Here is a 25716-nt window from a genome sequence, read left to right as displayed (position 1 = left end):
CGAGCTGCGGGACGAGCGCCGGGGCGCTACGGCGACGACACGTCGTCCTTGACGGTCCGCTTGCGCTCCCGGAACACCCGTTCCAGCTCGCTGCGCAGGTAGTCGCGGGTCACCACCTCGCCCACGGCGAGCCGCAGCGCGGCCAGCTCCCGGGCCAGGTACTCGGTGTCGGCCTTGGTCTGCGCGGCCCGCGCCCGGTCCTCCTCCAGCGACACCCGGTCCCGGTCGTCCTGCCGGTTCTGCGCGAGCAGGATCAGCGGCGCGGCGTAGGCGGCCTGCGTGGAGAACGCCAGGTTGAGCAGGATGAACGGGTACGGGTCCCAGCGCAGCGACACCGCCACCAGGTTCAGCGTGATCCACACGATCACGAGCAGCGTCTGCCAGAACAGGAACTTGCCGGTGCCGAGGAACCGGGCCAGGCGCTCGGAGAACCGGCCGAACGCCTCCGGGTCCAGCGACAGCCGGAACCGGCCCTCCGTGCGCGGCTGGTCGAGCCTTCGACGCGGCAGCTCAGGCATGGGTCAGCCCCGTTTCCCGCCAGTTGCTGGGCAGCAGGTGGTCCAGCACGTCGTCCACGGTGACCGCGCCGAGCAGGTGGTCGCTGTCGTCCACCACCGGCCCGCACACCAGGTTGTAGGTGGCGAAGTAGCGGGTCACGTCACCCAGCGACGCCGACGGCGACAACGTCGCCAGGTCGGTGTCCAGCACGCCCGCGACCAGGTCGGACGGCGGTTCCCGCAGCAGCCGCTGGATGTGCACGCAGCCCAGGTAGCGGCCGGTGGGCGTGGCCGTCGGCGGGCGGCACACGAACACCATGCTGGCCAGCGCGGGCGTCAGGTCCGGGTTGCGCACGTGCGCCAGCGCCTCGGCCACGGTCGCGTCCGGCGCGAGCACCACCGGCTCCGGCGTCATCAACCCGCCCGCGGTGTCGAAGCTGTACTCCAGCAGCCGCCTCACCGGCGCGGACTCCTCCGGCTCCATCAGGCCCAGCAGCCGGTCCTGCTCGCCCTTGGGCAGCTCGGCCAGCAGGTCCGCCGCGTCGTCGGGGTCCATGGCCTCCAGGATGTCCGCGGCGCGCTCGTCGTCCAGGTGCGCCAGCAGGTCCTTCTGGTCCTCCTCGGCCATCTCCTCGATCACGTCGGCGAGCCGTTCGTCGTCCAGCGCCTCGGCCACCTCGTAGCGGCGCTTGAACGGCAGGCTGTGCAGGGCCAGCGCGACGTCCGCGGCCCGCATCGTCTCGAAGATCGCCACCAGGTGCTGCGCGCCCTGCGGCTGGCCCGCCAGCTCGGTCACCGACAGCCCGGTCAGCTCGTCCCACCGCAGCACCTGCACCGGGCCGCGGCGGGCCAGCCGCCCGGTGCGCTCCCGCACCGCGACCCGCGTCATCCGCCAGTCGCGGGTGCGGCTGGGTTCCATCGCCGCGTCCACCAGCACCGCCGCCGCGCCGGAAGCGAGCGTGACGCGGGCGTCGAGCAGCTCGCCGACCACCAGCACCTCGTTGGCGCGCTGGTGGAACTGGCGCAGGTTGACCGACCCGGTGGCGAGCGTCACGGCGTTCGGCTCGATCGAGGTGACCCGCAGCATCGGCACGAAGATGCGCCGCCGGGTCGCGAGCTCCAGCACCAGGCCCAGCACCCGGGGCGGCTGGCGGTCCACCCGCAGGCCGATGACCAGGTCGCGGACCTTGCCGATGGACTCGCCGTCCGGCCCGAACACGGGCAGCCCGGCGAGTTGGGCGGCGAAGACGCGGTTCACGGCGGCCACGTGATCAGGCTAGTCCGCCGCGTGCCGCGCCGCTGCGTTCCACTGTGGACTACGGGCGCAGGGCGCGGGCGATGGCCTCGACGGCGACGGCCGAGTCGGGCAGCTCCTCGTCCAGGCACCACAGCCAGGTGTCGACGGCGCGGCAGAACGTCCAGGCGCGGGCCCGCTCGACGTCCAGCTCGCCGATGTCGCACAGCGCGGCGAACCGGTCGCGCAGCCCCCGGTCGCCGTCCAGCTCGCGGAACCTGTTCCACAGCAACGGGATCACGCCGAACTCGCGGTCGCCCGCCAGCGGCTTCGGGTCGATCATCAGCCACGGCTCGCGGTCACCGCGCAGCACGTTCTCGTAGTGCAGGTCCTGGTTGACCAGGGTGTTCCCGGCCGTCCCGGCGAGGTCGCGGCCCAGCTCGCGGGCCTGCTCGACCAGCGCGGCGGGCAGCGGGTCGCCCAGCTCGGCGTTCTCCGCGACCAGGTCGGGGAACTCGTGGCGGCGCACCTCGGGGCCGGCCGGGACGCGCAGCCGGCGCAGCAGCCCGCCGGTGACCGCCAGCGCCTCCTCGATCGGCGCGTCGAGCAGCGAGCGGGTGTGGTCGAGTCGTTCCAGGAGCAGCGCGCCGTCCTGGTCGTCGTGGTCGAGCAGCTCCACGACGCCCTGGCCGCGCCACGCCTTGAGCGCCATCGGTTCCTGGCGGGTCTCGTCGTCCAACCAGGTGAGCTTGAGCACCGCCGGGTGGCCGTCGGCGCGGCGCACCGGCAGGACGACGGCGATGTTGCCGTGGAGCAGGTCGCCGTCCGGGGTGAGGTGCCAGCGGGCGCAGAACTTCGTGGCCAGCGCCGGCAGCGAGGCCCGCCACTCCCGCGTCTCCTCGCCGAGGATCGTGCCGAAGTCGTCCGGGACGGTGATCACGCGAGCTCCAGGCGGTAGACGTCGGCCCACTCCGGGCGGCCGTTGAGGCGGGCGGCTCTCAGCGCGTGCGCGGCGTCGTCGTCCAGGTCGGCGCGGCGGGCGGTGGCGCGGGCGTCGACCAGGTGCGAGTGGGTGGTGGGGGAGCGGACGGTCACCGTGCACGGGACGCCGTCGGCCAGCCCCGGCACCTGCTGCTCCGTGCCGCCGACGGCCACCAGCACGGCCCCGTCGCGCCACAGCGCCCACACCAGCCGCGGCTCGTGGCCGTCCGGTCGGATCCACACCGCCGCGGCCTTGCGCAGCGCGTTGTCCAGCACCTGCTCGATCTCCACCGGTTCAGCCTGCCACGGGCCTGTGAATCGGGACTCACGAAATAGCGGGCGGCACACGTGCGTGCCACCCTTCGCACAACAGTAGTTACCGGCCGGTACGAGGAGGTACCCACAGTGGTCGACCAGCAGCGTCCCCGTCGCTCGTGTCTGGCCGTGCCCGGGTCGAGCCAGAAGATGATCGACAAGGCCCGCACGCTGCCCGCGGACCAGGTGTTCCTGGACCTGGAGGACGCCTGCGCGCCACTGGCCAAGCCGGGGGCGCGCAAGACCATCGTGGCCTCGTTGAACGAGGGCGGCTGGGGCGACCGCGCGCGGGTGGTCCGGGTGAACGACTGGACCACCGAGTGGACCTACCGCGACGTGACCGAGGTCGTCGAGGGCGCGGGCGCGAACCTGGACTGCATCATGCTGCCCAAGGTGCAGACCGCGGAGCAGGTGCACGCCCTGGACCTGCTGCTCACCCAGATCGAGAAGACCATGGGCTACGAGGTTGGGCGCATCGGCATCGAGGCCCAGATCGAGAACGCCCTGGGCCTGATCAACGTCAACGCGATCGCCACCGCGTCGCCGCGGGTGGAGACGATCATCTTCGGTCCCGCCGACTTCATGGCGTCGATCAACATGAAGTCCCTGGTCGTCGGCGAGCAGCCGCCCGGCTATGACGTCGGCGACGCCTACCACTACATCCTGATGCAGATCCTGATGGCGGCGCGCGCCCACGACAAGCAGGCCATCGACGGCCCTTACCTCCAGATCCGGGACGTCGAGGGCTTCAAGCGGGTGGCGGGCCGCTCGGCCGCGCTGGGCTTCGACGGCAAGTGGGTCCTGCACCCGGGCCAGATCGACGCGGCGAACGAGGTGTTCAGCCCGAAGCAGGAGGACTACGACCACGCCGAGAACATCCTCGACGCGTACGACTACTTCACGTCCGAGAAGGGCGGCAAGCGCGGCGCGGTGATGCTCGGCGACGAGATGATCGACGAGGCTTCGCGCAAGATGGCCCTGGTGATCTCCTCCAAGGGCCGCGCCGCCGGCATGTCCCGCACGAACGTGTGGTCGCCGCCGGAGGAGTGACTTCTTCCGGTTCCCGGTCGGCGCGTGGTCGTAGAGTGATCGCGTGGCCGACCGGGAGCTGAAGTCGATCGAGGTGGAGGGCTACGCCTCGATCCGTTCGGCGCACGTGGACCTCGCCCGGTTGAACGTCCTGATCGGCGCGAACGGCGCGGGCAAGAGCAACTTCATCCGGGTGTTCGAGCTGCTGGGCCGCTTGGTCGAGGAGGACCTCGGTTTCTTCGTCGGCCTGAACGGCGGCGCGGCGGCGCTGCTCAACTCGACCGCGGACCGCCTCCGCATCGCACTCGACGGGGTTTCCGTCCACTACGAGGCGCTGTTGGTCCCCGCGAGCGGGGACGAGCTGATCTTCGCTCGGGAGTTCGCGGAGTCCGAGGACGGCCGGGTCGAGATGCAGCGGGGGAAGCGGGAGACGAGCCTGCTCGTCGTGGCCGAAGCCCTGCCGTCCGCGCTGCGGATGGCCGACCTGATGCGCGGTTGTCGCGTCTACCACTTCCACGACACGAGCCGGAACGCGCCGGTCAAGCAATTGGTGCCCACCGCCGACAACGTGTCGCTGCGCAACGACGCGGGCAACCTCGCGGCCGTGCTGCTGGCGCTCTTCGACAGCGAGGACAAGGCCGACCACGCGGCGTACCGCCGGATCGTCGGCGTGATTCGACAGGTGGCGCCGTTCTTCCGGGATTTCGTGCTGCGTCCCGAGAAGGGCGATCGACTGCGCCTGCGGTGGCGCCAGCACGATTCGGACGCGATCTTCTCGGCTGACCAGATGTCCGACGGCACGCTGCGGTTCGTCTGCCTCGCGGCTCTCCTGCTGCACCCGAGGCTGCCCGCGCTGGTCGTCCTGGACGAACCGGAACTGGGTCTGCACCCCTATGCCGTGGTCCAGTTGGCCGGGCTGTTGCGGCAGGCGTCCACGCGCAGCCAGGTGGTCGTCGCCACGCAGTCGGTGACCCTCATGAACCAGTTCGAGCTCGACGACCTGATCGTGGTCGAGCGGGTCGACGGGGCCTCGGAGTTCGTCCGGCCGGATCGGGAGCGGCTCGGCGCGTGGCTCGAGGAGTACTCGCCGGGCGAGCTGTGGGAGAAGAACCTGATCGGGGGCAGGCCGGGCGGGCAGACGTGACCGTTGCCTTCCGGCGGGTCCACCTGCTGGTCGAGGGGCAGACCGAGGAGGTCGTGGCCGACGCGATCATCCGCCCTCACCTCGAAGCGATCGGATGGGTCGTCACCACGTCGCTCGTGGCGACGAAACGGCCCGCAGGGGGACCGGCGCACAAGGGCGGCCTCACCGGTTGGCGGCAGGTCCAGCGGGACATCAGGCTGCTGCTGAACGACACCAGCCTCCACGTGCTCACCACGCTGTTCGACTACTACGCGTTCCCCTCGGACTGCCCCGGTATGGGTGATCGACCGTCCGGTGACGTCTACGCGCGGGTCGAGCACGTCGAGCGCTGTCCGGCCACCGCGGTCGGGGACCGGCGGTTCCGGCCGAACCTGGTGGTCCACGAGCTGGAGGCGTGGGTGTTCGCCGCTGCCGACGAGCTGGGGCAGTTCCTCGGGCCCGAACTCGCCGAACGGCTCCGGCGGGACGTCTCGGTCGCGGGTGGTCCGGAGTCGGTCAACGACGGACCTGCCACCGCACCCTCGAAGCGGCTCCTCGACTACTGCCCCGGCTACGTCAAGACGGTCGACGGGCCGCTCGCGATCCAGGACCTGGGCCTGGCACGCCTGCGCGCGCAGTGCCCGCACCTCGACGGCCGGCTGCGCACGTTCGAAGAGTGACCGGGCGCGCACGGGCTGGTGACCCCGCCGGTGAGCATTCACACACGTCAGGCCCTGGATTGGCGATCACGGGGTGGGGCCTGTGCATGGTGGTGGGCGTGTCCAGACATCGCACCCCGCGCCGGCGGCTGTTCCAGCGCCGCCGCGACGACCTGATCGAGCGCAGCTTCCGGCCCTGTCCCGCCTGCTCGCACGACGTCCACGTGTTCGCCGACGTGTGCCGCCACTGCGGTGGCGAGCTGGAGCTGCGCGCCTCCTGAGGGGTCAGCGCGGGGTCGGCAGGTTCGCCGCCTCCCGGTACAGCCACACCACCAGCACGACCCACAGCACGATCGCCAGCAGCCACAGCACCGTCAGCACCGCGCCGACGATGAGGCCCGCGGTCGCCATGCCCCAGCCCTCCTCGCCGGTGCGCCGGATCTGCTTGCGCGCCACGATGCCGAGCACGATGCCCGCCGGGGAGAACAGGAACGCCGTGATCAGCGCGGCGATCGCCATCCCGTTGGTCGGCCGGGGCTGCGGCGGCGGGTAGTAGCCCGGGTGCTGGTAGGGCGGCGGTTGCGACATCGGTGGTCCCCCTGCTGGTCGTGCGGGCGCACAGGCTAACCCGCTGTTTCGGTTCAGCGCGTGGCGATGAGCACTCTGGTGGCGCGAACGCGCGTTAACCGGTCCATACTCGCCGGTAACCCGAGAGCTACGAAGGGAAACGCGATGGCGCGCCTGGCCCGGACCGCAGGACTGACCGACGTCCAGGAGGAGATCCTGTCGACGGTTCGCACCTTCGTGGACAAGGAGATCATCCCGCACGCCCAGGCGCTGGAGCACGGCGACACGTACCCGGCCGACATCGTCGAGGGCATGAAGGAGATGGGCCTGTTCGGGCTCACCATCCCCGAGGAGTTCGGCGGGCTCGGCGAGTCGCTGCTGACCTACGCCCTGGTGGTCGAGCAGATCGCCCGCGGCTGGATGTCCGTGTCCGGCGTCATCAACACCCACTTCATCGTGGCCCACATGCTCAAGCAGCACGGCACGCCCGAGCAGCAGCAGGAGTACCTGCCGCGGATGGCCACCGGCGAGGTGCGCGGCTCGTTCTCCATGTCCGAGCCGGAGCTGGGCTCCGACGTGGCCGCGATCCGCACGCGGGCCGTGCGCGAGGGCGACGACTTCGTGATCAACGGCCAGAAGATGTGGCTGACCAACGGCGGCACGTCCAACCTCACCGCCGTGCTGGTCAAGACCGACGAGGGCGCGGAGAAGGCGCACCAGAACCTGACCACGTTCCTGGTGGAGAAGCCCGAGGGCTACGGCGAGGTCGCGCCCGGCCTCACCATCCCCGGCAAGATCGACAAGATGGGCTACAAGGGCGTCGACACCACCGAGATGGTGTTCGACGGCTTCCGCATCCCGGCCGGGCAGGTGCTGGGCGGGCAGACCGGTCGCGGGTTCCGGCACATGATGGACGGCGTCGAGGTCGGCCGGGTGAACGTGGCGGCGCGGGCGTGCGGCATCGCGCTGCGGTCGTTCGAGCTGGCCATCGAGTACGCGCAGCAGCGCAGGACGTTCGGCAAGCCGATCGCCGAGCACCAGGCCATCGCGTTCAAGCTGGCCGAGATGGCGACCAAGGTCGAGGCCGCCCACCTGATGATGGTCAACGCGGCCCGGCTGAAGGACTCCGGCGCGCGCAACGACGTCGAGGCGGGCATGGCCAAGCTCATCGCGTCGGAGTACTGCGCCGAGGTGACGCAGGAGGCGTTCCGCATCCACGGCGGCTACGGCTACTCCAAGGAGTACGAGATCGAGCGCCTGATGCGCGAGGCCCCGTTCCTGCTCATCGGCGAGGGCACCAGCGAGATCCAGAAGACCATCATCAGCCGCGGCCTGCTGCGCGACTACCAGTCCCGCGGCTGACCTCGGGCCGCGTCCGCCGGGGTGGCGATCGCCGCCACCCCGGCCCGGGCCGTCTTCGGTCCTCGAATTGTCGGTCCCGGCCGGCAAAATAAGAACAGGGGTCCCTCTGCGGGGGACGCCCGCCGGGCGCTGCGGGGGCGCGGCAGGTCACGTTTCGCGTCCGTTCCCGCCGACCCGTTTCGCGCAGGTCGCCCGCTGTTGGCAGGATGGGGTGATCAGCACCGCGAAGAGGTGGTCACCGTGACGAGTTCCTTCTCCGGCCAGAACCGACCCGGGGTGCCTCCCCGCCTGCCCACCCCGCCCACCGGTTGGCCCATCGGCTCGTACAGCACCTACGAGGAAGCGCAGCGCGCGGTCGACTTCCTGGCCGACGACGACTTCCCCGTGCAGGAGGTCACGATCGTGGGTGTCGACCTCATGCTCGTCGAACGGGTGACCGGTCGGCTCACGTGGGGCCGCGTGCTCGGCACCGGCGCGGCGTCGGGGGCGTGGTTCGGCCTGTTCGTCGGCGTCCTGCTCAGCCTGTTCAACACCAGCCCCGGCACGAGCCTCGGGCCGATCGTCGCCGGTCTCGTGGTCGGTGTCGCGTTCGGACTGATCTTCGCCGCGGTCGGGTACGGCTCGGCGCGCGGCAAGCGGGACTTCCAGAGCGCGAGCCAGCTCGTCGCCGGCCGCTACGACGTGCTCTGCCAGCCCCGTTCCGCCGAACGGGGCCGCGACCTGCTCGCCAAGCTCGCCATGCGCCCCTCCGACGCGGGCAAAGCCGGCCAAGACTGAGGTTTGACCCACCACCGGATCGGGTAACGCCGTTCCGGGCTCCGGTGGTTGCGGCACCTGATCACCGGGCCTACGTTCGTTCCACCGGTCGGCCCAGTCGGCCGGTGGGCACGACGAGGTGCCGGGCGTCGCGGTCTGGCTCCTCCGTTGTCGGGAAGGAGGCAGGACCGATGAGGGGCAAGGGTCATCGGTTGGCCGCCGCGGGGAGCGCCGCGCTGATCGCGTCGTCCGTGCTGGCGGGCTGTGGTTCGGGTGACGGCGGGATCACCATCAACGTCTACAAGTACCCGCAGCAGAACTTCCAGAAGATCGTCGACGGCTGCAACGAGCGCGCCGACGGCTACGAGATCGTCTACCACAAGCTGCCGCGCGAGGCCGACGGCCAGCGCGAGCAGCTCGTCCGCAGGCTCGCCGCCGAGGACGACGGCATGGACGTGATGGCCCTCGACGTCACGTGGACCGCCGAGCTGGCCAAGGCCGGCTGGATCAAGGAGTTCACCGGGCAGGCCAGGTCCGAGGTCGAGGACGGCACGCTGGAGACGCCGCTGGACACCGCCCGCTACGAGGGCAAGCTGTACGGCGCGCCGGACAACACGAACGTCCAGCTCCTCTGGTACCGCGAAGACCTCCTGAAGGGCTTGGGGGTGCAGCCGCCGAAGACGTGGGACGAGATGATCGACATCGGCTCCCGCCTCGAAGCCGACGGCAACGACGAGACGCCGGGCCTGGTGCAGGCCACCGGCAAGCAGTACGAGGGCCTGGTCGTGCTCTACAACACCCTGGTGAACACCGCGGGCGGCCACATCCTCGACGAGGACGGCACCAAGGCCGTGGTCGACGACGGCGCGGTCAAGGCGCTGGAGGTCCTCAAGAAGTTCGCCACCTCCGACGTGGTCGACCCCTCCTTCTCCAACGCCGTCGAGGACGACGCGCGCCTGGCCATGGAGGGCGGCAAGGCCGCGTTCATGCTCAACTGGCCCTACGTCTACGCCGCCGCGCAGAAGGTCGAGTCGCTGGCCCCGAACCTCAAGTGGGCGCCCTACCCGTCGATCGACGGCGGCGACGCCAACGTCACCGTCGGCGGCATCAACTACGCGGTCAGCTCCTTCTCCCGGCACCCGGACGAGTCGTTCGACGCGGTGCTGTGCCTGCGCAGCGCGGAGAACCAGAAGTTCGCCGCCATCAACGACGGCGTGCCGCCCACCATCGAGTCCGTCTACGACGACCCGGAGATGGCCAAGCCGTACCCGATGAAGGACGCGATCCTGGAAACGCTGAAGAACGCGAGCGTCCGGCCGCGGACCCCCGCCTACCAGAACGTCTCCACCGTCATCTCCACGATCCTGTCGCCGCCCGCGAGCATCGACCCGCAGCGCACCGCCGAACGGCTGCGCACCGAGCTCCAGGACGCGCTCGACTCCAAGGGGGTGCTGCCGTGAGCCACCCGCTGAACACCTCCGGCGAGACCGCCGAACCCGCGTTGTCGCCGAAGGCCAAGGCCGCGCTCAGCGAGGGCAAGAAGGCCGAACGGCGGCTCGGCCTGCTGCTGTGCGCGCCCGCGATCCTCATCATGGCCGCGGTCGCGGGCTGGCCGATCATCTACTCGCTGTGGCTGTCGTTGCAGCGCTACGACCTGAAGTTCCCGGACCGCACCGAGTTCGTCGGCCTGGACAACTACGTCACCGTGCTGACCAACCCCTACTGGTGGAACGCCATGTGGGTGACGGTGCTGATCACGGTGGTGTCCGTGGCGGTCGAGCTGGTGCTGGGCATGGCGCTCGCGCTGATCATGCACCGCACGCTGGTGGGCCGCGGCATCGTGCGCACGTCCACGCTCATCCCGTACGGCATCGTCACGGTCGTGGCCGCGTTCTCGTGGCGCTACGCCTGGACGCCCCGCACCGGCTACCTGGCCGAGACGATCGCGGGCGGCGAACCGGTGCTCACCGAGAAGATCCCGGCGATCATGGTGGTGACGCTGGCCGAGATCTGGAAGACCACGCCGTTCATGGCGCTGCTGCTGATGGCGGGCCTGGCGCTGGTGCCCGACGACCTGCTCAAGGCCGCCGCGATGGACGGCGCGAGCGCGTGGCAGCGGTTCACCAAGGTGATGGTGCCGGTGATGAAGCCCGCGATCCTGGTGGCGCTGCTGTTCCGCACGCTCGACGCGTTCCGCATCTTCGACAACCTGTTCGTGCTCACGGCGGGCTCGCAGGGCACGTCGTCGGTGTCGATGCTCACCTACAACAACCTGATCAAGGGCCTGAACCTGGGCATCGGCTCGACCATGTCGGTGCTCATCTTCATCGCGGTGGCGATCATCGCGTTCGTGTTCGTGAAGCTGTTCGGCACCGCCGCACCGGGCGGCGACGGCGGGGGGAGGCGCTGATGGCGGGCATCGGCGGGGCGGTGACCACGGGCCGCAAGGCGCGCTGGACCGTCCTCAACGTCCTGGTCGTGGCGTACGCGCTGGTCCCGGTGCTGTGGATCGTGTCGCTGTCGTTCAAGACCAAGGAGACCTTGGCCGACGGCAACTTCATCCCGCGCGCGTGGACGTTCGACAACTACAAGGCGATCTTCTCCACCACGGAGTTCGTGCGCGCCCTGGTGAACTCGATCGGCATCGCGCTGATCGCCACGGCCGTCGCGGTCGTGTTCGGCACGATGGCCGCCTACGCCATCGCCCGGCTCGACTTCCCCGGCAAGCGGCTGCTGGTCGGGGTGTCGCTGCTGATCGCGATGTTCCCGCAGATCTCGCTGGTCTCGCCGCTGTTCGAGATCGAGCGGACGCTCGGGCTGTTCGACACCTGGCCCGGCCTGATCCTGCCCTACATCACGTTCGCGCTGCCGCTGGCGATCTACACGCTGTCGGCGTTCTTCCGCGAGATCCCGTGGGAGCTGGAGAAGGCGGCGAAGATGGACGGCGCGACGCCCGGCCAGGCGTTCCGCCGGGTCATCGCGCCGCTGGCCGCGCCGGGCGTGTTCACCACCGCGATCCTGGTGTTCATCTTCTGCTGGAACGACTTCCTGTTCGCGATCTCGCTGACCTCCACCGAGCGGTCCCGCACGGTGCCGGTCGCGCTGTCGTTCTTCACCGGCGGCTCGCAGTTCGAGGACCCGACCGGGTCGATCGCCGCGGCCGCCGTGGTGATCACCGTCCCGATCATCCTGTTCGTGTTGTTCTTCCAGCGTCGGATCGTCGCCGGGTTGACCTCCGGCGCCGTCAAGGGGTGAAGCAATGGCCGAGATCGTCCTGGACAGCGTGACCAAGCAGTACCCCGACGGCGCGGTGGCCGTGCGGGACGTGGACATCGAGATCGCCGACGGCGAGTTCATCATCCTGGTCGGCCCGTCCGGCTGCGGGAAGTCCACGACCCTCAACATGATCGCGGGCCTGGAGGACATCACGTCCGGCGAGCTGCGCATCGGCGGCGAGCGGGTCAACGAGCGGGCGCCCAAGGACCGCGACATCGCCATGGTGTTCCAGTCCTACGCGCTGTACCCGCACATGACGGTGAAGGAGAACATGGCCTTCCCGCTGCGACTGGCCAAAGTGGACGACACCACGGTGGAGAAGAAGGTCCGCGAGGCCGCGCAGATCCTGGACCTGACCGGGCACCTGGACCGCAAGCCGTCCAACCTGTCCGGCGGGCAGCGGCAGCGGGTCGCGATGGGGCGGGCGATCGTGCGCAACCCCAAGGCGTTCCTGATGGACGAGCCGCTGTCGAACCTCGACGCGAAGCTGCGCGTGCAGATGCGCACCTCGGTGTCGCGGCTGCAGAAGCAGCTCGGCACCACCACCGTGTACGTCACCCACGACCAGACCGAGGCGATGACCCTCGGCGACCGGGTCGTGGTGATGCGCGGCGGCGCGGTGCAGCAGATCGGCGCGCCGCAGTTCCTCTACGACAACCCGGCCAACCTGTTCGTCGCCGGGTTCATCGGCTCGCCCGCGATGAACTTCGTGCCCGCCGCGCTGGAGAACGGCGTGCTGCGGTCCGGGCTCGGCGACGTGCCGCTCACCGACCGGGTGCGCGGCCTGCTGGAGGGCGCCGACGCGCCCCGCGAGGTGATCATGGGGCTGCGGCCGGAGCACTTCGAGGACGCCCGGCTGGTGGACGACGCGGTCCGGGCGAAGGGCGTCACGTTCACCGAGCACGTGGACGTGCTGGAGTCGATGGGCTCGGACAAGTTCGCCTACTTCAGCCTCCAGGGTGAGCAGGCGACGTCGGCGGAGCTGGCCGAGCTGGCCGCCGACGCGGGCGCCGCGGACGTGCCGGGTGGCGGCGTGTCGCTGGTCGCCCGGATCGCCGCCACGTCCACCGCGGTGGAGGGCGAGGCCGCCGACATCTGGTTCGACGCCGACAAGGTGCAGCTGTTCGACCCGGGCAGCGGCCGCAACCTCACCTACAGCGCCTGACCCCGACGCTCCGGGAGGCCGCCCCCGGACCACGGGGGCGGCCTTTCACACTTTCGGGTAAGGCCAAACGGAGGTTTTGCCCAGGTCACGCACAGTTGCTGACCAGTCCGGACCATCGGCAGGGGCGAACTCCATAGGCCATTCAGCGCAGCAAACACGCACCTCGTCGCATTTGTCGCGCCCGGGCTGCCGCCGATCCCCACCCTGGTCGAAGGCGGGGACGACTCCGGCCGTAAAGGGCCGGGGCAGGGGAGTCCGCCGAGCACAGAGAAGAGCGCGAGATGGGGATTCTTGACGGCAAAGCGGTCGTGATCACCGGGGCGGGTCGGGGGTTGGGCGAGGCTTACGCCATGCACGCGGCGCAGGCCGGCGCGGCGGTCGTGGTCAACGACGTCGACGCTGACCAGGCCGAACAGGTCGCGGAGCACATCCGTTCGTACGGCGGGCGCGCGGTGGCGAGCACGGCGACGGTGGCCGACCCGACCGAGGCCGAGAAGATCGTGGGAATGTGCGTGGCCGAGTTCGGCCGGATCGACGGCCTGGTGAACAACGCCGGGCTCAACTACGAGACGTTGCCGTGGGACGACGAGCCGGAATCCATCCGGCGGACCGTCGAGGTCAACCTCCTGGGTGTCATATACACCGGAATGGCGGCCATGCGCGTGATGCGCGAGCAGGGCCACGGCTCGATCGTGAACATTTCGTCAGGCGCGTTCCTGGGACAGCGCAAACTCGCCACGTACTCGGCCACGAAAGGCGCGGTGGCGTCGCTCAGCTCGTCGTGGGCCCTGGACCTGGAGGCGGACAACATCCGGGTCAACGCCGTCTGCCCGGTCGCGCACACCCGGATGGTGTGGAAGTCGGAGCGGTCCCTGCGGGCCATCCCCGCCGACCGCACTCCCGGCAAGGTCGCGCCGCTGGTGCTGTTCCTGCTCAGCGACGCGGCCGACGGCATCACCGGGCAGATCGTCCGGTGCAACGGCCGGCAGCTGCACCTGGTCGGCCACCCGTACTTCAAGCAGCCGATCCTGGAGAGCGACGCCTGGGACACCGCGTCGGTGAAGCGGGCGTTCGACGGCGTCCTGCAAGCGCACCTGGAACCGTTCGGCCTGGAGAAGCGCATGCCGCCGCGCCTGCGCGAGCTGGTCGAACCCGGCCGCACGGCCTGAGGTGCACGTGGACAAAAGTGTTGCAGGAAAGGTGTGGCCCTGTGACACTTTTGTCCATGCCTCGGTTGCACGACCTCCCGCCCACGTTCACCACCGGCACGGCGTTGCGCCTGGGCCTGCACCGGAGAGACCTCTACCGACTGCGGGACGACGGTGACCTGAACGAACTCTCGCGGGGTGTGTTCCGCAAGGCCGAGGCGCCCGAGCCCGACTTCCCGGACCTGCTCACCGTCGCATTCCGCGCACCGGGCGCGATCGTCTGCTGCGTCTCGTCCGCCGCGGTGCACGACCTGACCGATGAAATACCGATCGCGGTACAGGTCGCCGTTCCCCGCCACCAGCGGCCACCACGCATCGCGTACCCGCCGACGCAGGTGTTCCGCTTCGCCGCAGACACGTTCGAACTCGGGCTGACGACCGTGGAGGCGGCACCGGGCGAGACCGTGCGCATCTACAGCGAGGAGAGGACCGTCGTGGACCTGATGAGGTTGCGGCACCAGCTGGGGGAGGCCGTCGCGTTCGTCGTCCTCCGCCGTTACCTCAGGCGGCCTTCGGCCCGGCCGGGGCAACTGCTGGAGTCGGCGCGCCGCTTGGGGGTGTCAGGGCCGATGAGGACCGCGGTCGACGTGGTGATATCCGAATGAGCCGGCCCCACCCGGAAGAGTGCCGGCGGGCGGGCCTACCTGGACCTGCAGAACCGGGCGCGCAGAGAAGGGCGGCCCACCGAGGAACTGCTCGTGCTCTACGTCCTCGAACGGTGGCTCGCCCGGCTCGCCGCCTCACCTCACGCGGTGAAGTTCGTGCTGAAGGGCGGCATGTTGTTGGCGGCGCTCGGAGCTCGCCGACCGACCTCGGACGCCGATCTGCTCGCCCGGCACCTCGCCAATGACGAGGCGACCGTTGTCGGCCTCGTCACCGAGGTGGCAGGACGGCCGGTGCACCCGGACGACGGGGTGGAACTCCTGGTGGGCACGGTCGCGTCGCAGTCGATCCGGGATGACGCGCTGTACGCCGGAGTCCGGGTCACGATGGACTGCCGGGTCGGCAGGGCGCGGGTGAAGCTGCGACTGGACGTGAACTTCGGCGACCCGATCACCCCGCCACCCCGCCCTGTCGCGCTGCCTTCCCAGCGTCCGGGTGAGCCGGACGTCGTCGTGCTGGGATACCCGGTGGAAACGGTGCTCGCCGAGAAGCTGAGCACGGCGATGGTGCTGGGCGAGGCGAACACCCGCGTGCGGGACTTCGTGGACGTCTACGCGCTGGTCGGTGGCGGCGAGGTGGACCGCACCGCGGTACGGGCGGCGTTGCGGGCGACGACCGCGCACCGGAACGTGGAGATCCGGCGACTCTCCGAGGTGATCGGCGGGTTGGCGGAGCAGCGCGAAAAGGCGTATCGGGCGTTCAAGCACCGACTGGGTGGTGACGGCCACCGGCTGCCGCCGACATTCGCCGAAGTGGTGTCCGTCGTCGTCGAGTTCGCGGACACGCTGGTGGCCGAGCCGTGACGGTCACCGCACAGCCGGAACGGGTGGTGGAGCAGGGGAAGCGCCTTCCGAGCCGGCGCTTCCCCGCTCTGCCGCCAGGTTCACCTGTTTGCCCGGCCCTCAACCGCCCCCGCCGCGGTGATCACACCTTCGGGTGATCGCCTGATCGGTGGGTCTTCCTGCGACGATGCTGGACGTGGGCACGCGCGCTCCCCGGATCACGGACTGGCGGCTGGTGGTGCAGTCGCGGTTGGACCGCGTGCGCGCCGACCTCGCCGCGCTCGGCCCGCCGGACCCGCTCGACCCGGAGAGCGACCAGTGGCGCGCGGTGGCCGAGCAGGAGGCCGCCACGGTCGAGGACATGATCACGCGCGCCGAGTCGCGGTGGCGCACGGTCGCGTCGTGGTGGTCGGGCTGGCACATCGAGCGCGCCTGGCGGTCGCTGCACGAGGCCGAGATCGCGGTCGTGGCCGCCGGCAACGGGTTCCTCGGCCGGCTGCCGGGGCTCAGGGCCCGGGTCGCGGAGAACCTGGACGAGGACGACCCGCGCCGCGTCGCGCTGGAGGAGCTGCGGCCCGGCGAGTTCCCCCTCGCCATCGAGCGGGAGATCGTGGTCGACGCGCTGCGGGCCGCGTTCGACGCCTCCGACTTCGCCCACGCCGGGTCGCGGGCGCTGCGCAACAAGCTGATCGCCACGTCCGTGGTGCTGTTCGTGGTCAACACCGCGCTCGGCGTCATCGGGCTGCTCAAGCCGGGCCTGATCCCGATGTGCGTGAGCGCGGAGAAGCTGCCGACGGTGTGCCCGTCGGGCAAGTCGGCGACCGGTGCGGACGTGTGGCTGTCCCAGGTGTTCGGCGCGTTCGGCGCGGTCCTCTCGGCCGTCGTGCTGCTCCTGCGCCGCCGGCCCAGCCTCTCGCCGTACGTGATGGTCGGCTACCAGGCGCTGATCAAGGTGCTGCTCGGCGCGGCGCTCGCGGTGGTCGGCATCCTCGGCCTGGGCGCGGGCGTGACGACCGGCCTCATCGGCGTGGCGTCCCAGGCCGCCCTGCTGCTGTGGGCCGTGATCCTCGGCTACGGCCAGCAGGTCGCGACCCGCCTGCTCGACACCTACACCGACCGGGTGATGGACCAGGCCCGGCCGCTGCCCCGGCTGGAGCGGCAGCGCTAGCTGAGCTAGCGGCGCGACCGCAGCGCCGAGAACACGTCGGCGTCCCACCGGTGCGTGCGGATCAGCCGGTACCGCTCGGCCGCCACCCACACGTACGCCTCCGTCTCGGTGCGGTCGCCGACCAGGTCCGCCTGCCGCAGCAGGTCCACCACCGGCTGGTACTCCTCGGCGTACCAGCGGCGGGCGACCGTGACGCGGTCCAGGAACCCGCCCTCGTCCTGCATCAGCCGGAAGCCCCACGCCTCCACGTGCTCGCCCAGCTCGGCGTAGTCCCACGGGTCCGACAGCACGACGGCCGCCTGCGCCTCACCGCCCAGCGGCACCCGTTCCAGGAACAGCCGCCGGTAGTCCTTCACGATCAGGTCGCCGCGGTGCCGGATGCCGTGCGCCGGGATGCGCGTCACGACCTCCGTCACGTACGCGTCGATCACCTCCAGCCCCAGCGCGTGCGCGACCGACACCCGGTGGTGCCCGTCCTGGACGAAGTGCAGGTCGCCCACCCGGTACACCTCGATCGGCGGCACCGGCTCGCCCCGCCGCTGCGCCAGCGCCAGCCGCTGCCACCGCTCCCGCACCCGCGCCGACGTCGGCCGGAACCGCCGGTCGAAGTCCCGGGTCCGGTCCACGCTGCCGACGATCGAGTCCAGCCGGACGGTCCGCAACCCCAGCCGCCGCTCGCTGAGCATCCCCAGCGCCTCCACCACCTCGTGGAACGGCAGCATGATGTTCACGTCGTCGGGCTCGCGGCGCAGCCGCGCCGCCAACCGCGACATCACCTGACGACGGCGGGCGCGCAGGAAGTCGTTCTCCGCGTCGGCCCGCGGGAAACCCGTGTCACGGGGCACCGCGCACTCCTCCTCGGGACGCAGGGATGTCCAACACCCGGTAACCGACCACGTTCACCACCCGCGTGGCACCCAGCACCCGGTCGGGCTTGACCGAGCCGTGCGGGTGGATGTGCCCGTGCAGCATGACCGGGGGCCGCAGCCGCCGCACCGCCTCGTGCAGGCAGTCGAACCCGCGGTGCGGCGGGTCCGGCTCGTCGCCGCAGCCCAGCGGCGGCGAGTGGGTCAGCAGCACGTCCACGCCGCGCCCGTCCCGCCACCGCCGCCACCGGGCCGCCCGCAGCACCCGGCGCAGCCGCCGCGCCTGCTGCCGCTCGGTCCACTGGTTCGGCCCGCCGCTGTACCGGACGGACCCGCCCAGCCCGGCGATCCGCAGCCCGGCGACGTCCACCACCCGCTCGTCGGCGTTCACCCCGCCCACCGGGCCCGGCCAGCGCGCCGGGAGGCCCGCCCTGGTCCACAGGCCCCGCACGGAGGTGTACCCGGTCAGGTCCGGGTCGTGGTTGCCCGGCACGAACACGCACGGCCGGTCCAGCGCGGTCGCCAGGAACTCCAGGTAGTCGAACGGCAGGTCACCGGCCGCGAGGACCAGGTCGACGCCGTGCCGGCGCACCCGGTCGGTCCAGCACGACTCGACCACCTCGTCCGCCACCGCGAGCACCCTCGGCACCCGTCGAGCCTAAGCGTTGCGGCCATCGGCGACACCTCGCTGGTGAAAGGGTGAACCACGCGGTCGTCCCCCTGCCGCACAAGGGAAACCGGGTTAACGTCACAGGGTGCTCGCCGAGCTGTTCCTCGACGCGTCCCGCGCCTGCGAAGTCCACAGCCCGCTCACCCGCACCCTGCTGGTGGCCGCGGCGGACGACCTGGCCCGCGGCGGCGTCACCGCGCGGGTGATGGCGGGCGCCGAGTGCGACCGCCACGGCACCGTGCCCGGCCTGCGGTTCGCGGGCGCGCTGCACCGGCTCGTGCTGGAGGGCCGCGCGCCGACCCTGGCCAAGCACTACCCGACCGCGGGCGGCCGGCCCGACCTGGACACCCTGTGGGACGACGCGCTCACCGTGCTGCACGAGCACACCGAGAAGCTGCGCGCCCTGGTCACGACCACCGTCGTGCAGACCAACGAGCCGGGCCGCAGCGCGCCCCTGTTCGGCGGCCTGCACACCGCCACCCACCTGGCCGCCGCCGAGGCCGACCGCCGGACCGCGTTCCCGATCCGGCTGCTGGAGGTCGGCGCGTCCGGTGGGCTGAACCTGCGCCCGCACCGCATCGCCTACCGCGTCGACGGCGAGGTGCTGGGCGACCCGGGCAGCCCGTTCGCCCTCGACCCCCGGTGGACCGGCCGGCCGCCGGTCGACCTGCGCCACAACCTGCGCCTGGTGCGCCGCGCGGGCTGCGACCTCAACCCGGTGGACGTGTCCACAGAGGACGGGCGGCTGCACCTGTCGTCGTTCGTGTGGGCCGACCAGCTCGACCGCTTCGACCGCCTCCAGGCCGCCGTGGAGCTGGCCCGGCTCGACCCCGTCCCGGTGCGGCAGGCGACCGGCCCGGAGTGGCTGGCCGAGCAGCTGGCCCGCCCGGAGCGCGACGTGCTGACCGTCGTCTGGCACTCGGTCGTCTGGCAGTACGCGTCACCGGCCGACCGCGCCATGGGCCGCGCGATCCTCGCCGACGCCGCCTCGCGGGCGACCCCGATGGCGCCGCTGGCGCTGCTGGTCTACGAGCCGCGGCGCACCCACACCGCGGGCGCGTACGAGTTCCGGCTGCTGCTGAAGCTGTGGCCGGCCGGCGTCTCGCTGCGCCTGGGCACGGGTGTGGGGCACGGCGTCCCGTTCACGTGGGACACCGCACCCTGGAACTGAGGTCGGGCGGCGGCGCTCAGGCGCCGTTCGCGATCAGCAGCGTCACCGTGGTGAGCCAGCCGATCAGGAACGTGAGCACCCAGAACCGCGGGTTGGTGAACATCCTGGTCATGTCGGAACATCCCGTCGCCGGAAGAAGGGCAGGTGGACGGACTCAGAGCCACTCGTTCCGGCGGAATATTCGGTACAGCGTCAGGCAGACCACGAGGATCACCGCGATCACCATGGGGTAGCCGTAGCGCCAGTGCAGCTCCGGCATGAAGTCGAAGTTCATGCCGTACACGCCGACCACCATGGTCGGCACGGAGATGATCGCCACCCACGCGGCGAGCTTGCGCATGTCCGAGTTCTGCTGGAGCGTGATCTTCGCCAGCACCGCGTTGACCAGCGTGGTCAGCAGCTCGTCGAAGTTCATCACGCGCTCGGACACCTCGGTGAGGTGGTCGTCGACGTCCCGGAAGTAGGAGCGCACCTGCTCGGGGATCAGCGGCGTGTAGCCCTCCGCCAGCCGCCGCAGCGGCACCGCCAGCGGCATCACCGCCCGGCGCAGCTCCAGCACCTCGCGCTTCATCAGGTAGATCTGGTCGGCGCTGACCCGGCTGCGCGGCTGGAAGACCAGCGCCTCCATCTGGTCGATGTCGTCCTCGATGTGGTCGGTCACGTCGAGGTAGTTGTCGACCACGTGGTCGGCGATCGAGTACAGCACCGCGGCGGGCCCCGAGCTCAGCCGGTCGGGCTCGGCCTCCAGCTCCCGGCGCACCGCGGCCAGCCCCGAGTGGTTGCCGTGCCGGACCGTCACCACGAAGTCGCGGCCCAGGAACACCATGATCTCGCCGCTCTCGACGATCTCGTTGGCCGTGTCGGGTGAGGAGTTCTGGATGTACCGGACCGTCTTGAGCACCATGAACAGCGTGTTGTCGTAGCGCTCGAGCTTGGGCCGCTGGTGCGCGTGCACGGCGTCCTCGACGGCCAGCTCGTGCAACCCGAACGTGTCCGCGACGCCCTGGATCTGCTCCTCGTCCGGCTCGTGCAGCCCGATCCAGACGAACCCGTCGCCGCGCCTGCGCACCTCCTCGACCGCGTCGACGTGCGACCAGCGGCCGGGCAGGCGGGTGCCGTCGACGTACACGCCGCAGTCCACGACGTAGGCCGACAGGGGCACGGGGATGGGCGGCGAGGGGCGCGGGTCCTGCCCGCGGCCTCTCAGGCCGCCGAGCGAGGGCAAGCTGGGCACGAGGTCCTCCAGTGGGGGCGTCGACATCGACGAACGACGACGGCACGTCCCCGACCGGTACCGCTGGGCCTACCCGTGGAAAGGGGGCTCCCCGATGAGGACGCGCGAGGTACTCGCAGGATGGGGGTCGTTACTCATCGGTAGTCCTCACCTCCTCGGGTCGATTGGCCGCGGCGGTGTAGTCGCTCACAGACCGGTTGCCGAGGGTACTCCCCCGGTGCTCACACTGTCGTCCCGGTCGGCGTGGTCCTCGATCACGCCGACCTCACACAGTCAGCCGGCCAACGGAGGCGTGCGGTGCAGTTCGGGCGTTACTACGAGGAGTTCGAGGTCGGCGCGGTCTACAAGCACTGGCCCGGGAAGACGGTCACCGAGTACGACGACCACCTGTTCTGCCTGCTGACCATGAACCACCACCCGCTGCACATGGACGCGCACTACGCGGCGGAGACGACCGACTTCGGCAAGAACGTCGTGGTCGGCAACTACGTCTACTCGCTGCTGCTGGGCATGTCGGTGCCCGACGTGTCGGGCAAGGCCATCGCCAACCTGGAGGTGGAGTCGCTGCGGCACATCAAGCCGACGTTCCACGGCGACACCATCTACGGTGAGACCGAGGTGCTGGACAAGACGCCGTCGAAGTCCAAGGACGACCGGGGCGTGGTCTACGTCGAGACCCGCGGGTACAAACAGGATGGAACGGTCGTCTGCGTGTTCCGCCGGAAGGTCATGGTGCCCAAGCGCTCCTACGGCGAGGCGCGCGGCGGCGAGCAGCCGGGCAGGCCCGAACCCAAGGAGTGACGTGACCTCGCTGGATCTGGTGCGGCAACGACTGGCCCGGTTCGCCCGCAGCGAGGCGCACGGCGTCTCGCCCCTGTACGAGCACCTGGCCGCGCACGCCGCCGACGATCCGGAGGTCGCCGGGCTGCTGACCGCCGCCCCGGAGCGGTTCGCGCACGCGACCCTGCTCCTGGCGGCGGCGCACCGGCTGGTGCAGGCCGAGCCGTTCCACGAGCTGTCCCACTACTACCCGTCCCTGGGCGGCACCTACGGCGCGGACGAGGGCACGTGGCGGCTGTTCCGCGAGTTCGTGCTCCAGCGGGCCGACCGGATGCGCGAGCTGATCGCCACCCGGACCGTGCAGACCAACGAGGTGCGGCGGGCCACGCTGCTCTACCCGGCGCTGGCGAAGGTCAAGGGACCGGTGGGGCTGCTGGAGGTCGGCTGCTCGGCCGGCCTGCTGCTCGGCCTGGACCAGTACGGCTACCGCTACCAGACCCAGCAGGCCGGGCAGCTGGTCGCCGGGCCCGCCAAGGCGGCGCTCGGGCTGCACTGCGCGCTGGAGCAGGCGCCCGGCGCGGAGCTGCCGAAGATCCCCAAAACGGTGAAGGTCGCGGCCAAGGTGGGGCTGGACCGGGCGCCCGCCGACTTGACCGACGAGGACACCTACGCGTGGCTGGAGGCGTGCGTCTGGGCCGACCAGCCGGAGCGGCTGCGGCTGTTCGGCGTGGCCGCGACCGTGCAGCGCAAGTCGCCGCCGGAGTTCGTGGTCGGCGACGCGGTGGCGGACCTGGGCAAGGCCGCCGACCGGGTGCCCGGCGAGCTGCCGCTGGTGGTGCTGACCAGCAACGTCCTGCCGTACCTGGCGGGGGAGGAGTTCGTGGCCGCGGTGCGCGACCTCGGCCGGCCGGTGTGGTGGCTGAGCCACGAGGAGTACCCGGCCGGGCTCGCGCACGTGCTGCCGGGCCGGGACGACCTGCGGCCGGGACCGGACGAGCCGGCGTTCGGCGTGGTGGGCCTGGTCCGGTTCGAGGGCGGCGAGGTGCGCTCGGCGCAGGCGTTGGCGAAGACCGCGCCGCACGGCCAACGGCTGGTGTGGCTCCCCTGACCGGGGGATGTCGATCACGAACGGGGGAGCTGCCCCCACTCGGCGAGGGTCTCGCGGAGCATCCCGGTGAGTGGGAGTGTGGCCAAGATCGCAGCGTCGGCCCACCGCGCGTCCACCGCGTCGTCGCCCGGTCGGAGGACGCCGGATCGCACCTGGCAGGCGTAGTCGTGGATCTCGTACACGCCGCGTGGCGCCGGACGGGTGACGCTGCCGATCAACGCCCCGACGGTCACGGAGAGTCCCGTTTCCTCGCGCAGTTCCCGCACAATTGCGGTCTCGTCGGATTCGCCCGGCTCGACTCGGCCACCTGGGAGCGACCACAGTCCCTCACCTGGGGGATTGCCCCGCCGAACGAGTAGCAGTCGCCCGTTCGGGTCGTGGGCGATGCCGCCGACACAGCGGATGCGGGGCTCACATTCGGCCGTCACGATCACCAAGCGTAGTCACACCGGGTTGGCGGTGCAGCCCGCTGACCCAAGTGCGGTACAAATCTCCCGACGTGTCGCGGAGTGCGGTACAACGGTTTTCACTGGCGCCAAACGGGTGCGGTAGCGAACGGGGTTGATCACCGTGAATCTGAAGAAGATTCTCACCTTCGCCGGGGTCGGCTTGCTCCTGTTCTTCCTCATCGCGGAGCCTCAGCAGGCGGCTCAGCTGGTGCAGAACATCCTGGGCACGCTGCGGGAAGCCGCTGAGGCGCTCATCACCTTCGTGAAACAATTGTTCTGAGTCGACCGGCTCCTCCCACCACGGCGAGAGGTCGAAGCATGTTCGCACCACGGGACCCCGACGAGTACCTGCTCCCCACGGAGCGTCGGGTCATCCGGGTCCGCAGGCACTGGAGCAGTCTGCTCTGGGATCTCCTCGAGGCCGGCGCGCTGCTGGCCGGCGCGATGATGATCTCGTACCTGCTGCCCGACAACGCGGGCATCATCCAGAACATCCTCTGGTACGCCTCGCTGTTCGTGCTGCTCAGGCTGGCCTACTTCGTCATGGAGTGGTGGGTGGAGCGGATCGTCGTCACCGACAAGAGGTTCATGATCTCGTCCGGGGTCTTCGAGACGAAGGTCGCGATGATGCCGATCAGCAAGGTCACCGACCTGACCTACGAGCGGTCGGTGCTCGGGCGCATGTTCGGCTTCGGGACGCTGGTGGTCGAGTCGGCGGGGCAGATCCAGGCCCTCAACCGGATCGAGTACCTGCCGAACCCCGAGGAGGTCTACGACGCCATCTCGGAGTTGACCTTCGGCGACAAGAAGGCCCAGGCGGAGCGCTTCTCGATGATCAAGGCGCAGCGGGCGGCGCGCGGCAAGAAGATGGTGCCGTAGGTCAGACCCGGCCGTGGTGGAGACTGGCAGGGTGCGCATCGACCTGCACACCCACTCGACCGAGTCCGACGGCACCGACACGCCCGCGGAGTTGGTGGCGGCTGCGGCCGCCACCGGCTTGACCGCGGTCGCGCTCACCGACCACGACACCGCTGCCGGCTGGGCGGAGGCGGCCAACGCGCTGCCACCCGGCTTGAAGCTGGTGCGCGGCGCCGAGCTGTCCTGTGCCTCCGACGACGGCCGGGGCCGGGTCATCACCGTCCACCTGCTCGCCTACCTGTACGACCACACCTCGCCCGCACTGGTCGAGGAGCAGCTCAGGCTGCGCCTGGAACGACGGCACCGACTGCGCCGGATGGCCGAGCGGATGGTCGACGACGGGTTCCCCATCGACCCCGACGAGCTGATGGCGGCCATGCCCGCCGACGCGCCGGCCGGACGTCCCCACCTGGCCATGGCGTTGATCCGGGCCGGTGTCGTGTCCACGGTCGACGAGGCTTTCGCCCGCTACCTCACCGGCGGGCGGTACTACGTGCCGCGCACCGACACGCCCGTGGCGCGGGCCATCCAGATGATCACCGAGGCGGGCGGCGTGACCGTCCTCGCCCACCCCTTCGCCACCTCCCGGGGCCCGATCGTGACCGACCAGGTGGTCGCCGACCTCGCCGACCTGGGACTGGCCGGCGTGGAGGTGGACCACCCCGACCACGACCCGGCGACGCGGGCGCGGCTGCGCGGCCTGGCGGGCGAGCTGGGCCTGCTGACCACGGGGTCCAGCGACTACCACGGCACCAACAAGACGGTGCGCCTCGGCGCCGAGACCACGTCGCCGGACGTGCTCGACGCCCTGGCCGATCGGGCAACCGGGTGCAAGGTGCTGGTCGGTTGAGGTAGCTCTCCGCGAACTGTCGGACCTTCTCGGTAGCGTGTGGGCGTGCAGGAACAGCTGGGGTTCGACTTCGGGGCGATGCCGAAGAAGCTCGTGCGGGTGACGCCGGCGAAGCTCGCCACGTGGGCCGACTGCCCGCGTCGATTCCGCATGGCCTACCTCGACCGGCCGTCGCCGCCGCGCGGTGGGGCGTGGGCGCACAACACCCTCGGCGCGGTCGTGCACAACGCGTTGAAGGCGCTGTTCGACCTGCCCGCCCCGCGCCGCACCCCCGAGCAGGCGGTGGCCCTGCTGCACCGGCAGTGGAAGAACGACGGCTTCCGGGACGCCGAACAGGCCGCCGTCTACCGGGACCGCGCGGTCGGGTGGGTGCGCGACTACGTCGAGGGGCTGGACACGTCGATCGAGCCGGTCGGCATCGAGCGCTGGGTGTCCACGCCCACGTCCAAGATCGTCGCCGAGGGCCGGGTCGACCGGATCGACCTGCGCGACGGCGAACTCGTGATCGTCGACTACAAGACCGGCCGGCACGCGCTGACCGTGGACGACGCGCGGGGCTCGCAGGCGCTGGCGCTGTACGCGCTGGCGGCCCGGCGCACGCTGCGCAAGCCGTGCCACCGGGTCGAGCTGCACCACCTGCCGACCCGCGCGGTGGCGGTGTGGGAGCACACCGAGGAGAGCCTGGGGCGGCACGTGTCGCGGGCCGAGGAGGCGGCGGACGAGCTGCGGCTGGCCACCGACACGCTGGAGGCGGGCGGCGACCCGGAGATCCTGTTCCCGCCGCGCACCGGGAACCAGTGCACGTGGTGCGACTTCCGCCGGTCCTGCCCCGAAGGTCAGCGGGCGGCGCCGGCGCTCGACCCGTGGGCGTTGCTCGCGCCGTAG

General features: G+C 70.9%; 30 protein-coding genes. 21 read left to right on the top strand and 9 right to left on the bottom strand.

The window, feature by feature from the left end; translation table 11 throughout:
* Nucleotides 1-26 precede the first annotated feature (26 nt).
* Genes ACIQMJ_RS00655 through ACIQMJ_RS00640 form a run of 4 tightly spaced genes read right to left on the bottom strand, consistent with a single transcriptional unit; the run spans nt 27 to nt 3003 of the window.
* Complete coding sequence (locus tag ACIQMJ_RS00655; RefSeq protein ID WP_499758911.1) at nt 27-518, bottom strand: DUF1003 domain-containing protein; 492 nt, start codon at nt 516-518, stop codon at nt 27-29.
* Nucleotides 511-1764, bottom strand: a complete 1254-nt coding sequence (locus ACIQMJ_RS00650) for a magnesium transporter MgtE N-terminal domain-containing protein (RefSeq protein ID WP_499758910.1) — start codon at nt 1762-1764, stop codon at nt 511-513. The genes ACIQMJ_RS00655 and ACIQMJ_RS00650 overlap by 8 nt, the downstream gene beginning before the upstream one ends.
* Before the next feature lie 49 nt (nt 1765-1813).
* The gene (locus tag ACIQMJ_RS00645) at nt 1814-2671 is read right to left on the bottom strand and encodes an aminoglycoside phosphotransferase family protein (RefSeq protein WP_499758909.1); all 858 of its coding nucleotides are present in this window, start codon (nt 2669-2671) and stop codon (nt 1814-1816) included.
* On the bottom strand, nt 2668-3003 hold the full coding sequence (locus ACIQMJ_RS00640; protein WP_499758908.1) for a hypothetical protein: 336 nt from the start codon (nt 3001-3003) through the stop codon (nt 2668-2670). Before ACIQMJ_RS00640 ends, ACIQMJ_RS00645 begins: the two co-directional genes overlap by 4 nt.
* A 114-nt stretch (nt 3004-3117) precedes the next feature.
* Between ACIQMJ_RS00640 and ACIQMJ_RS00635 the strand changes: the two genes are divergently transcribed.
* From ACIQMJ_RS00635 to ACIQMJ_RS00620, 4 genes are all read left to right on the top strand, one after another.
* Nucleotides 3118-4077: an HpcH/HpaI aldolase/citrate lyase family protein gene (locus tag ACIQMJ_RS00635; protein WP_499758907.1), complete on the top strand. Its 960-nt coding sequence runs from the start codon at nt 3118-3120 to the stop codon at nt 4075-4077.
* A 43-nt stretch (nt 4078-4120) separates the two neighbouring features.
* Nucleotides 4121-5200: an AAA family ATPase gene (locus ACIQMJ_RS00630; protein ID WP_499758906.1), complete on the top strand. Its 1080-nt coding sequence runs from the start codon at nt 4121-4123 to the stop codon at nt 5198-5200.
* Entirely contained in the window at nt 5197-5859 is a 663-nt protein-coding gene (locus tag ACIQMJ_RS00625; RefSeq protein ID WP_499758905.1) for a DUF4276 family protein, read from the top strand. Before ACIQMJ_RS00630 ends, ACIQMJ_RS00625 begins: the two co-directional genes overlap by 4 nt.
* A gap of 98 nt (nt 5860-5957) precedes the next feature.
* Nucleotides 5958-6119 (top strand): hypothetical protein, encoded by a 162-nt coding sequence (locus tag ACIQMJ_RS00620; protein WP_156077169.1) that lies wholly within the window; start codon nt 5958-5960, stop codon nt 6117-6119.
* A 4-nt stretch (nt 6120-6123) separates the two neighbouring features.
* Here the strand turns inward: ACIQMJ_RS00620 and ACIQMJ_RS00615 are convergent, their stop codons facing one another.
* On the bottom strand, nt 6124-6426 hold the full coding sequence (locus ACIQMJ_RS00615) for a DUF4190 domain-containing protein (RefSeq protein WP_499758904.1): 303 nt from the start codon (nt 6424-6426) through the stop codon (nt 6124-6126).
* A gap of 144 nt (nt 6427-6570) precedes the next feature.
* On the opposite strand from ACIQMJ_RS00615, the gene ACIQMJ_RS00610 reads away from it, so the two are divergent.
* From ACIQMJ_RS00610 to ACIQMJ_RS00565, 10 genes are all read left to right on the top strand, one after another.
* Nucleotides 6571-7767, top strand: a complete 1197-nt coding sequence (locus ACIQMJ_RS00610) for an acyl-CoA dehydrogenase family protein (RefSeq protein ID WP_499758903.1) — start codon at nt 6571-6573, stop codon at nt 7765-7767.
* Between the two features lie 240 nt (nt 7768-8007).
* Nucleotides 8008-8544, top strand: coding sequence for a YflT domain-containing protein (locus ACIQMJ_RS00605; protein WP_499758902.1), 537 nt, complete (start codon nt 8008-8010; stop codon nt 8542-8544).
* A gap of 170 nt (nt 8545-8714) precedes the next feature.
* Complete coding sequence (locus ACIQMJ_RS00600) at nt 8715-9983, top strand: ABC transporter substrate-binding protein (protein WP_499758901.1); 1269 nt, start codon at nt 8715-8717, stop codon at nt 9981-9983.
* Complete coding sequence (locus ACIQMJ_RS00595) at nt 9980-10933, top strand: carbohydrate ABC transporter permease (RefSeq protein ID WP_499758900.1); 954 nt, start codon at nt 9980-9982, stop codon at nt 10931-10933. Before ACIQMJ_RS00600 ends, ACIQMJ_RS00595 begins: the two co-directional genes overlap by 4 nt.
* Nucleotides 10933-11778 (top strand): carbohydrate ABC transporter permease, encoded by an 846-nt coding sequence (locus ACIQMJ_RS00590; protein WP_499758899.1) that lies wholly within the window; start codon nt 10933-10935, stop codon nt 11776-11778. The genes ACIQMJ_RS00595 and ACIQMJ_RS00590 overlap by 1 nt, the downstream gene beginning before the upstream one ends.
* Nucleotides 11779-11782: 4 nt before the next feature.
* Nucleotides 11783-12964, top strand: a complete 1182-nt coding sequence (locus ACIQMJ_RS00585) for an ABC transporter ATP-binding protein (RefSeq protein ID WP_499758898.1) — start codon at nt 11783-11785, stop codon at nt 12962-12964.
* Between the two features lie 281 nt (nt 12965-13245).
* On the top strand, nt 13246-14133 hold the full coding sequence (locus tag ACIQMJ_RS00580) for an SDR family NAD(P)-dependent oxidoreductase (protein ID WP_499758897.1): 888 nt from the start codon (nt 13246-13248) through the stop codon (nt 14131-14133).
* A 56-nt stretch (nt 14134-14189) separates the two neighbouring features.
* Nucleotides 14190-14777 (top strand): type IV toxin-antitoxin system AbiEi family antitoxin domain-containing protein, encoded by a 588-nt coding sequence (locus ACIQMJ_RS00575; protein WP_499758896.1) that lies wholly within the window; start codon nt 14190-14192, stop codon nt 14775-14777.
* A 93-nt stretch (nt 14778-14870) separates the two neighbouring features.
* Nucleotides 14871-15638: a nucleotidyl transferase AbiEii/AbiGii toxin family protein gene (locus tag ACIQMJ_RS00570; RefSeq protein ID WP_499758895.1), complete on the top strand. Its 768-nt coding sequence runs from the start codon at nt 14871-14873 to the stop codon at nt 15636-15638.
* Nucleotides 15639-15813: 175 nt separating this feature from the next.
* Nucleotides 15814-16785 carry a hypothetical protein gene (locus ACIQMJ_RS00565; protein WP_499758894.1) on the top strand — a complete coding sequence of 324 codons (972 nt, stop codon included), beginning with the start codon at nt 15814-15816 and terminating at the stop codon, nt 16783-16785.
* A gap of 5 nt (nt 16786-16790) precedes the next feature.
* Here ACIQMJ_RS00565 and ACIQMJ_RS00560 read toward each other — a convergent pair whose 3' ends face one another.
* Both ACIQMJ_RS00560 and ACIQMJ_RS00555 read right to left on the bottom strand, forming a co-directional pair.
* Complete coding sequence (locus tag ACIQMJ_RS00560) at nt 16791-17630, bottom strand: chromosome partitioning protein ParB (protein WP_499758893.1); 840 nt, start codon at nt 17628-17630, stop codon at nt 16791-16793.
* Entirely contained in the window at nt 17620-18300 is a 681-nt protein-coding gene (locus ACIQMJ_RS00555) for a metallophosphoesterase family protein (RefSeq protein ID WP_499758892.1), read from the bottom strand. The genes ACIQMJ_RS00560 and ACIQMJ_RS00555 overlap by 11 nt, the downstream gene beginning before the upstream one ends.
* Before the next feature lie 106 nt (nt 18301-18406).
* Between ACIQMJ_RS00555 and ACIQMJ_RS00550 the strand changes: the two genes are divergently transcribed.
* On the top strand, nt 18407-19492 hold the full coding sequence (locus tag ACIQMJ_RS00550; RefSeq protein WP_499758891.1) for a DUF2332 domain-containing protein: 1086 nt from the start codon (nt 18407-18409) through the stop codon (nt 19490-19492).
* Nucleotides 19493-19646: 154 nt separating this feature from the next.
* Here ACIQMJ_RS00550 and corA read toward each other — a convergent pair whose 3' ends face one another.
* A complete protein-coding gene (corA, locus tag ACIQMJ_RS00545; RefSeq protein WP_499758890.1) occupies nt 19647-20726 on the bottom strand; it encodes a magnesium/cobalt transporter CorA in 1080 nt (359 codons plus the stop codon).
* Nucleotides 20727-21023: 297 nt separating this feature from the next.
* Between corA and ACIQMJ_RS00540 the strand changes: the two genes are divergently transcribed.
* Together ACIQMJ_RS00540 and ACIQMJ_RS00535 are read left to right on the top strand one after the other, a co-directional pair.
* The gene (locus ACIQMJ_RS00540; protein ID WP_499758889.1) at nt 21024-21527 is read left to right on the top strand and encodes a MaoC family dehydratase; all 504 of its coding nucleotides are present in this window, start codon (nt 21024-21026) and stop codon (nt 21525-21527) included.
* Between the two features lies 1 nt (nt 21528).
* On the top strand, nt 21529-22614 hold the full coding sequence (locus ACIQMJ_RS00535; RefSeq protein ID WP_499758888.1) for a DUF2332 domain-containing protein: 1086 nt from the start codon (nt 21529-21531) through the stop codon (nt 22612-22614).
* Nucleotides 22615-22628: 14 nt separating this feature from the next.
* Here the strand turns inward: ACIQMJ_RS00535 and ACIQMJ_RS00530 are convergent, their stop codons facing one another.
* On the bottom strand, nt 22629-23042 hold the full coding sequence (locus tag ACIQMJ_RS00530) for an NUDIX hydrolase (RefSeq protein ID WP_499760221.1): 414 nt from the start codon (nt 23040-23042) through the stop codon (nt 22629-22631).
* Between the two features lie 142 nt (nt 23043-23184).
* Here ACIQMJ_RS00530 and ACIQMJ_RS00525 point away from each other — a divergent pair, with 142 nt between their 5' ends.
* The 4 genes from ACIQMJ_RS00525 to ACIQMJ_RS00510 are packed head-to-tail and all read left to right on the top strand — an operon-like array spanning nt 23185 to nt 25716.
* Nucleotides 23185-23343, top strand: a complete 159-nt coding sequence (locus ACIQMJ_RS00525; RefSeq protein ID WP_170211632.1) for a hypothetical protein — start codon at nt 23185-23187, stop codon at nt 23341-23343.
* Nucleotides 23344-23381: 38 nt separating this feature from the next.
* Entirely contained in the window at nt 23382-23942 is a 561-nt protein-coding gene (locus tag ACIQMJ_RS00520) for a PH domain-containing protein (protein ID WP_073896001.1), read from the top strand.
* A gap of 31 nt (nt 23943-23973) precedes the next feature.
* Nucleotides 23974-24831, top strand: coding sequence for a PHP domain-containing protein (locus ACIQMJ_RS00515; protein ID WP_499758887.1), 858 nt, complete (start codon nt 23974-23976; stop codon nt 24829-24831).
* 45 nt (nt 24832-24876) lie between these two features.
* A complete protein-coding gene (locus tag ACIQMJ_RS00510; protein ID WP_499758886.1) occupies nt 24877-25716 on the top strand; it encodes a RecB family exonuclease in 840 nt (279 codons plus the stop codon).

Origin of the sequence: Actinosynnema sp. NPDC091369 (assembly GCF_044757065.1) — a bacterium.
Lineage (GTDB): Bacteria > Actinomycetota > Actinomycetes > Mycobacteriales > Pseudonocardiaceae > Actinosynnema.
This window is presented reverse-complemented; position numbering and strand designations above follow the sequence as displayed.

Coding starts and splice junctions, on each gene's coding strand:
- ACIQMJ_RS00655 (WP_499758911.1), bottom strand. CDS start 518: ATGCCTGAGCTGCCGCGTCGAAGGCTCGACCAGCCGCGCACGGAGGGC.
- ACIQMJ_RS00615 (WP_499758904.1), bottom strand. CDS start 6,426: ATGTCGCAACCGCCGCCCTACCAGCACCCGGGCTACTACCCGCCGCCG.
- ACIQMJ_RS00610 (WP_499758903.1), top strand. CDS start 6,571: ATGGCGCGCCTGGCCCGGACCGCAGGACTGACCGACGTCCAGGAGGAG.
- ACIQMJ_RS00600 (WP_499758901.1), top strand. CDS start 8,715: ATGAGGGGCAAGGGTCATCGGTTGGCCGCCGCGGGGAGCGCCGCGCTG.
- ACIQMJ_RS00590 (WP_499758899.1), top strand. CDS start 10,933: ATGGCGGGCATCGGCGGGGCGGTGACCACGGGCCGCAAGGCGCGCTGG.
- ACIQMJ_RS00585 (WP_499758898.1), top strand. CDS start 11,783: ATGGCCGAGATCGTCCTGGACAGCGTGACCAAGCAGTACCCCGACGGC.
- ACIQMJ_RS00580 (WP_499758897.1), top strand. CDS start 13,246: ATGGGGATTCTTGACGGCAAAGCGGTCGTGATCACCGGGGCGGGTCGG.
- ACIQMJ_RS00575 (WP_499758896.1), top strand. CDS start 14,190: ATGCCTCGGTTGCACGACCTCCCGCCCACGTTCACCACCGGCACGGCG.
- ACIQMJ_RS00520 (WP_073896001.1), top strand. CDS start 23,382: ATGTTCGCACCACGGGACCCCGACGAGTACCTGCTCCCCACGGAGCGT.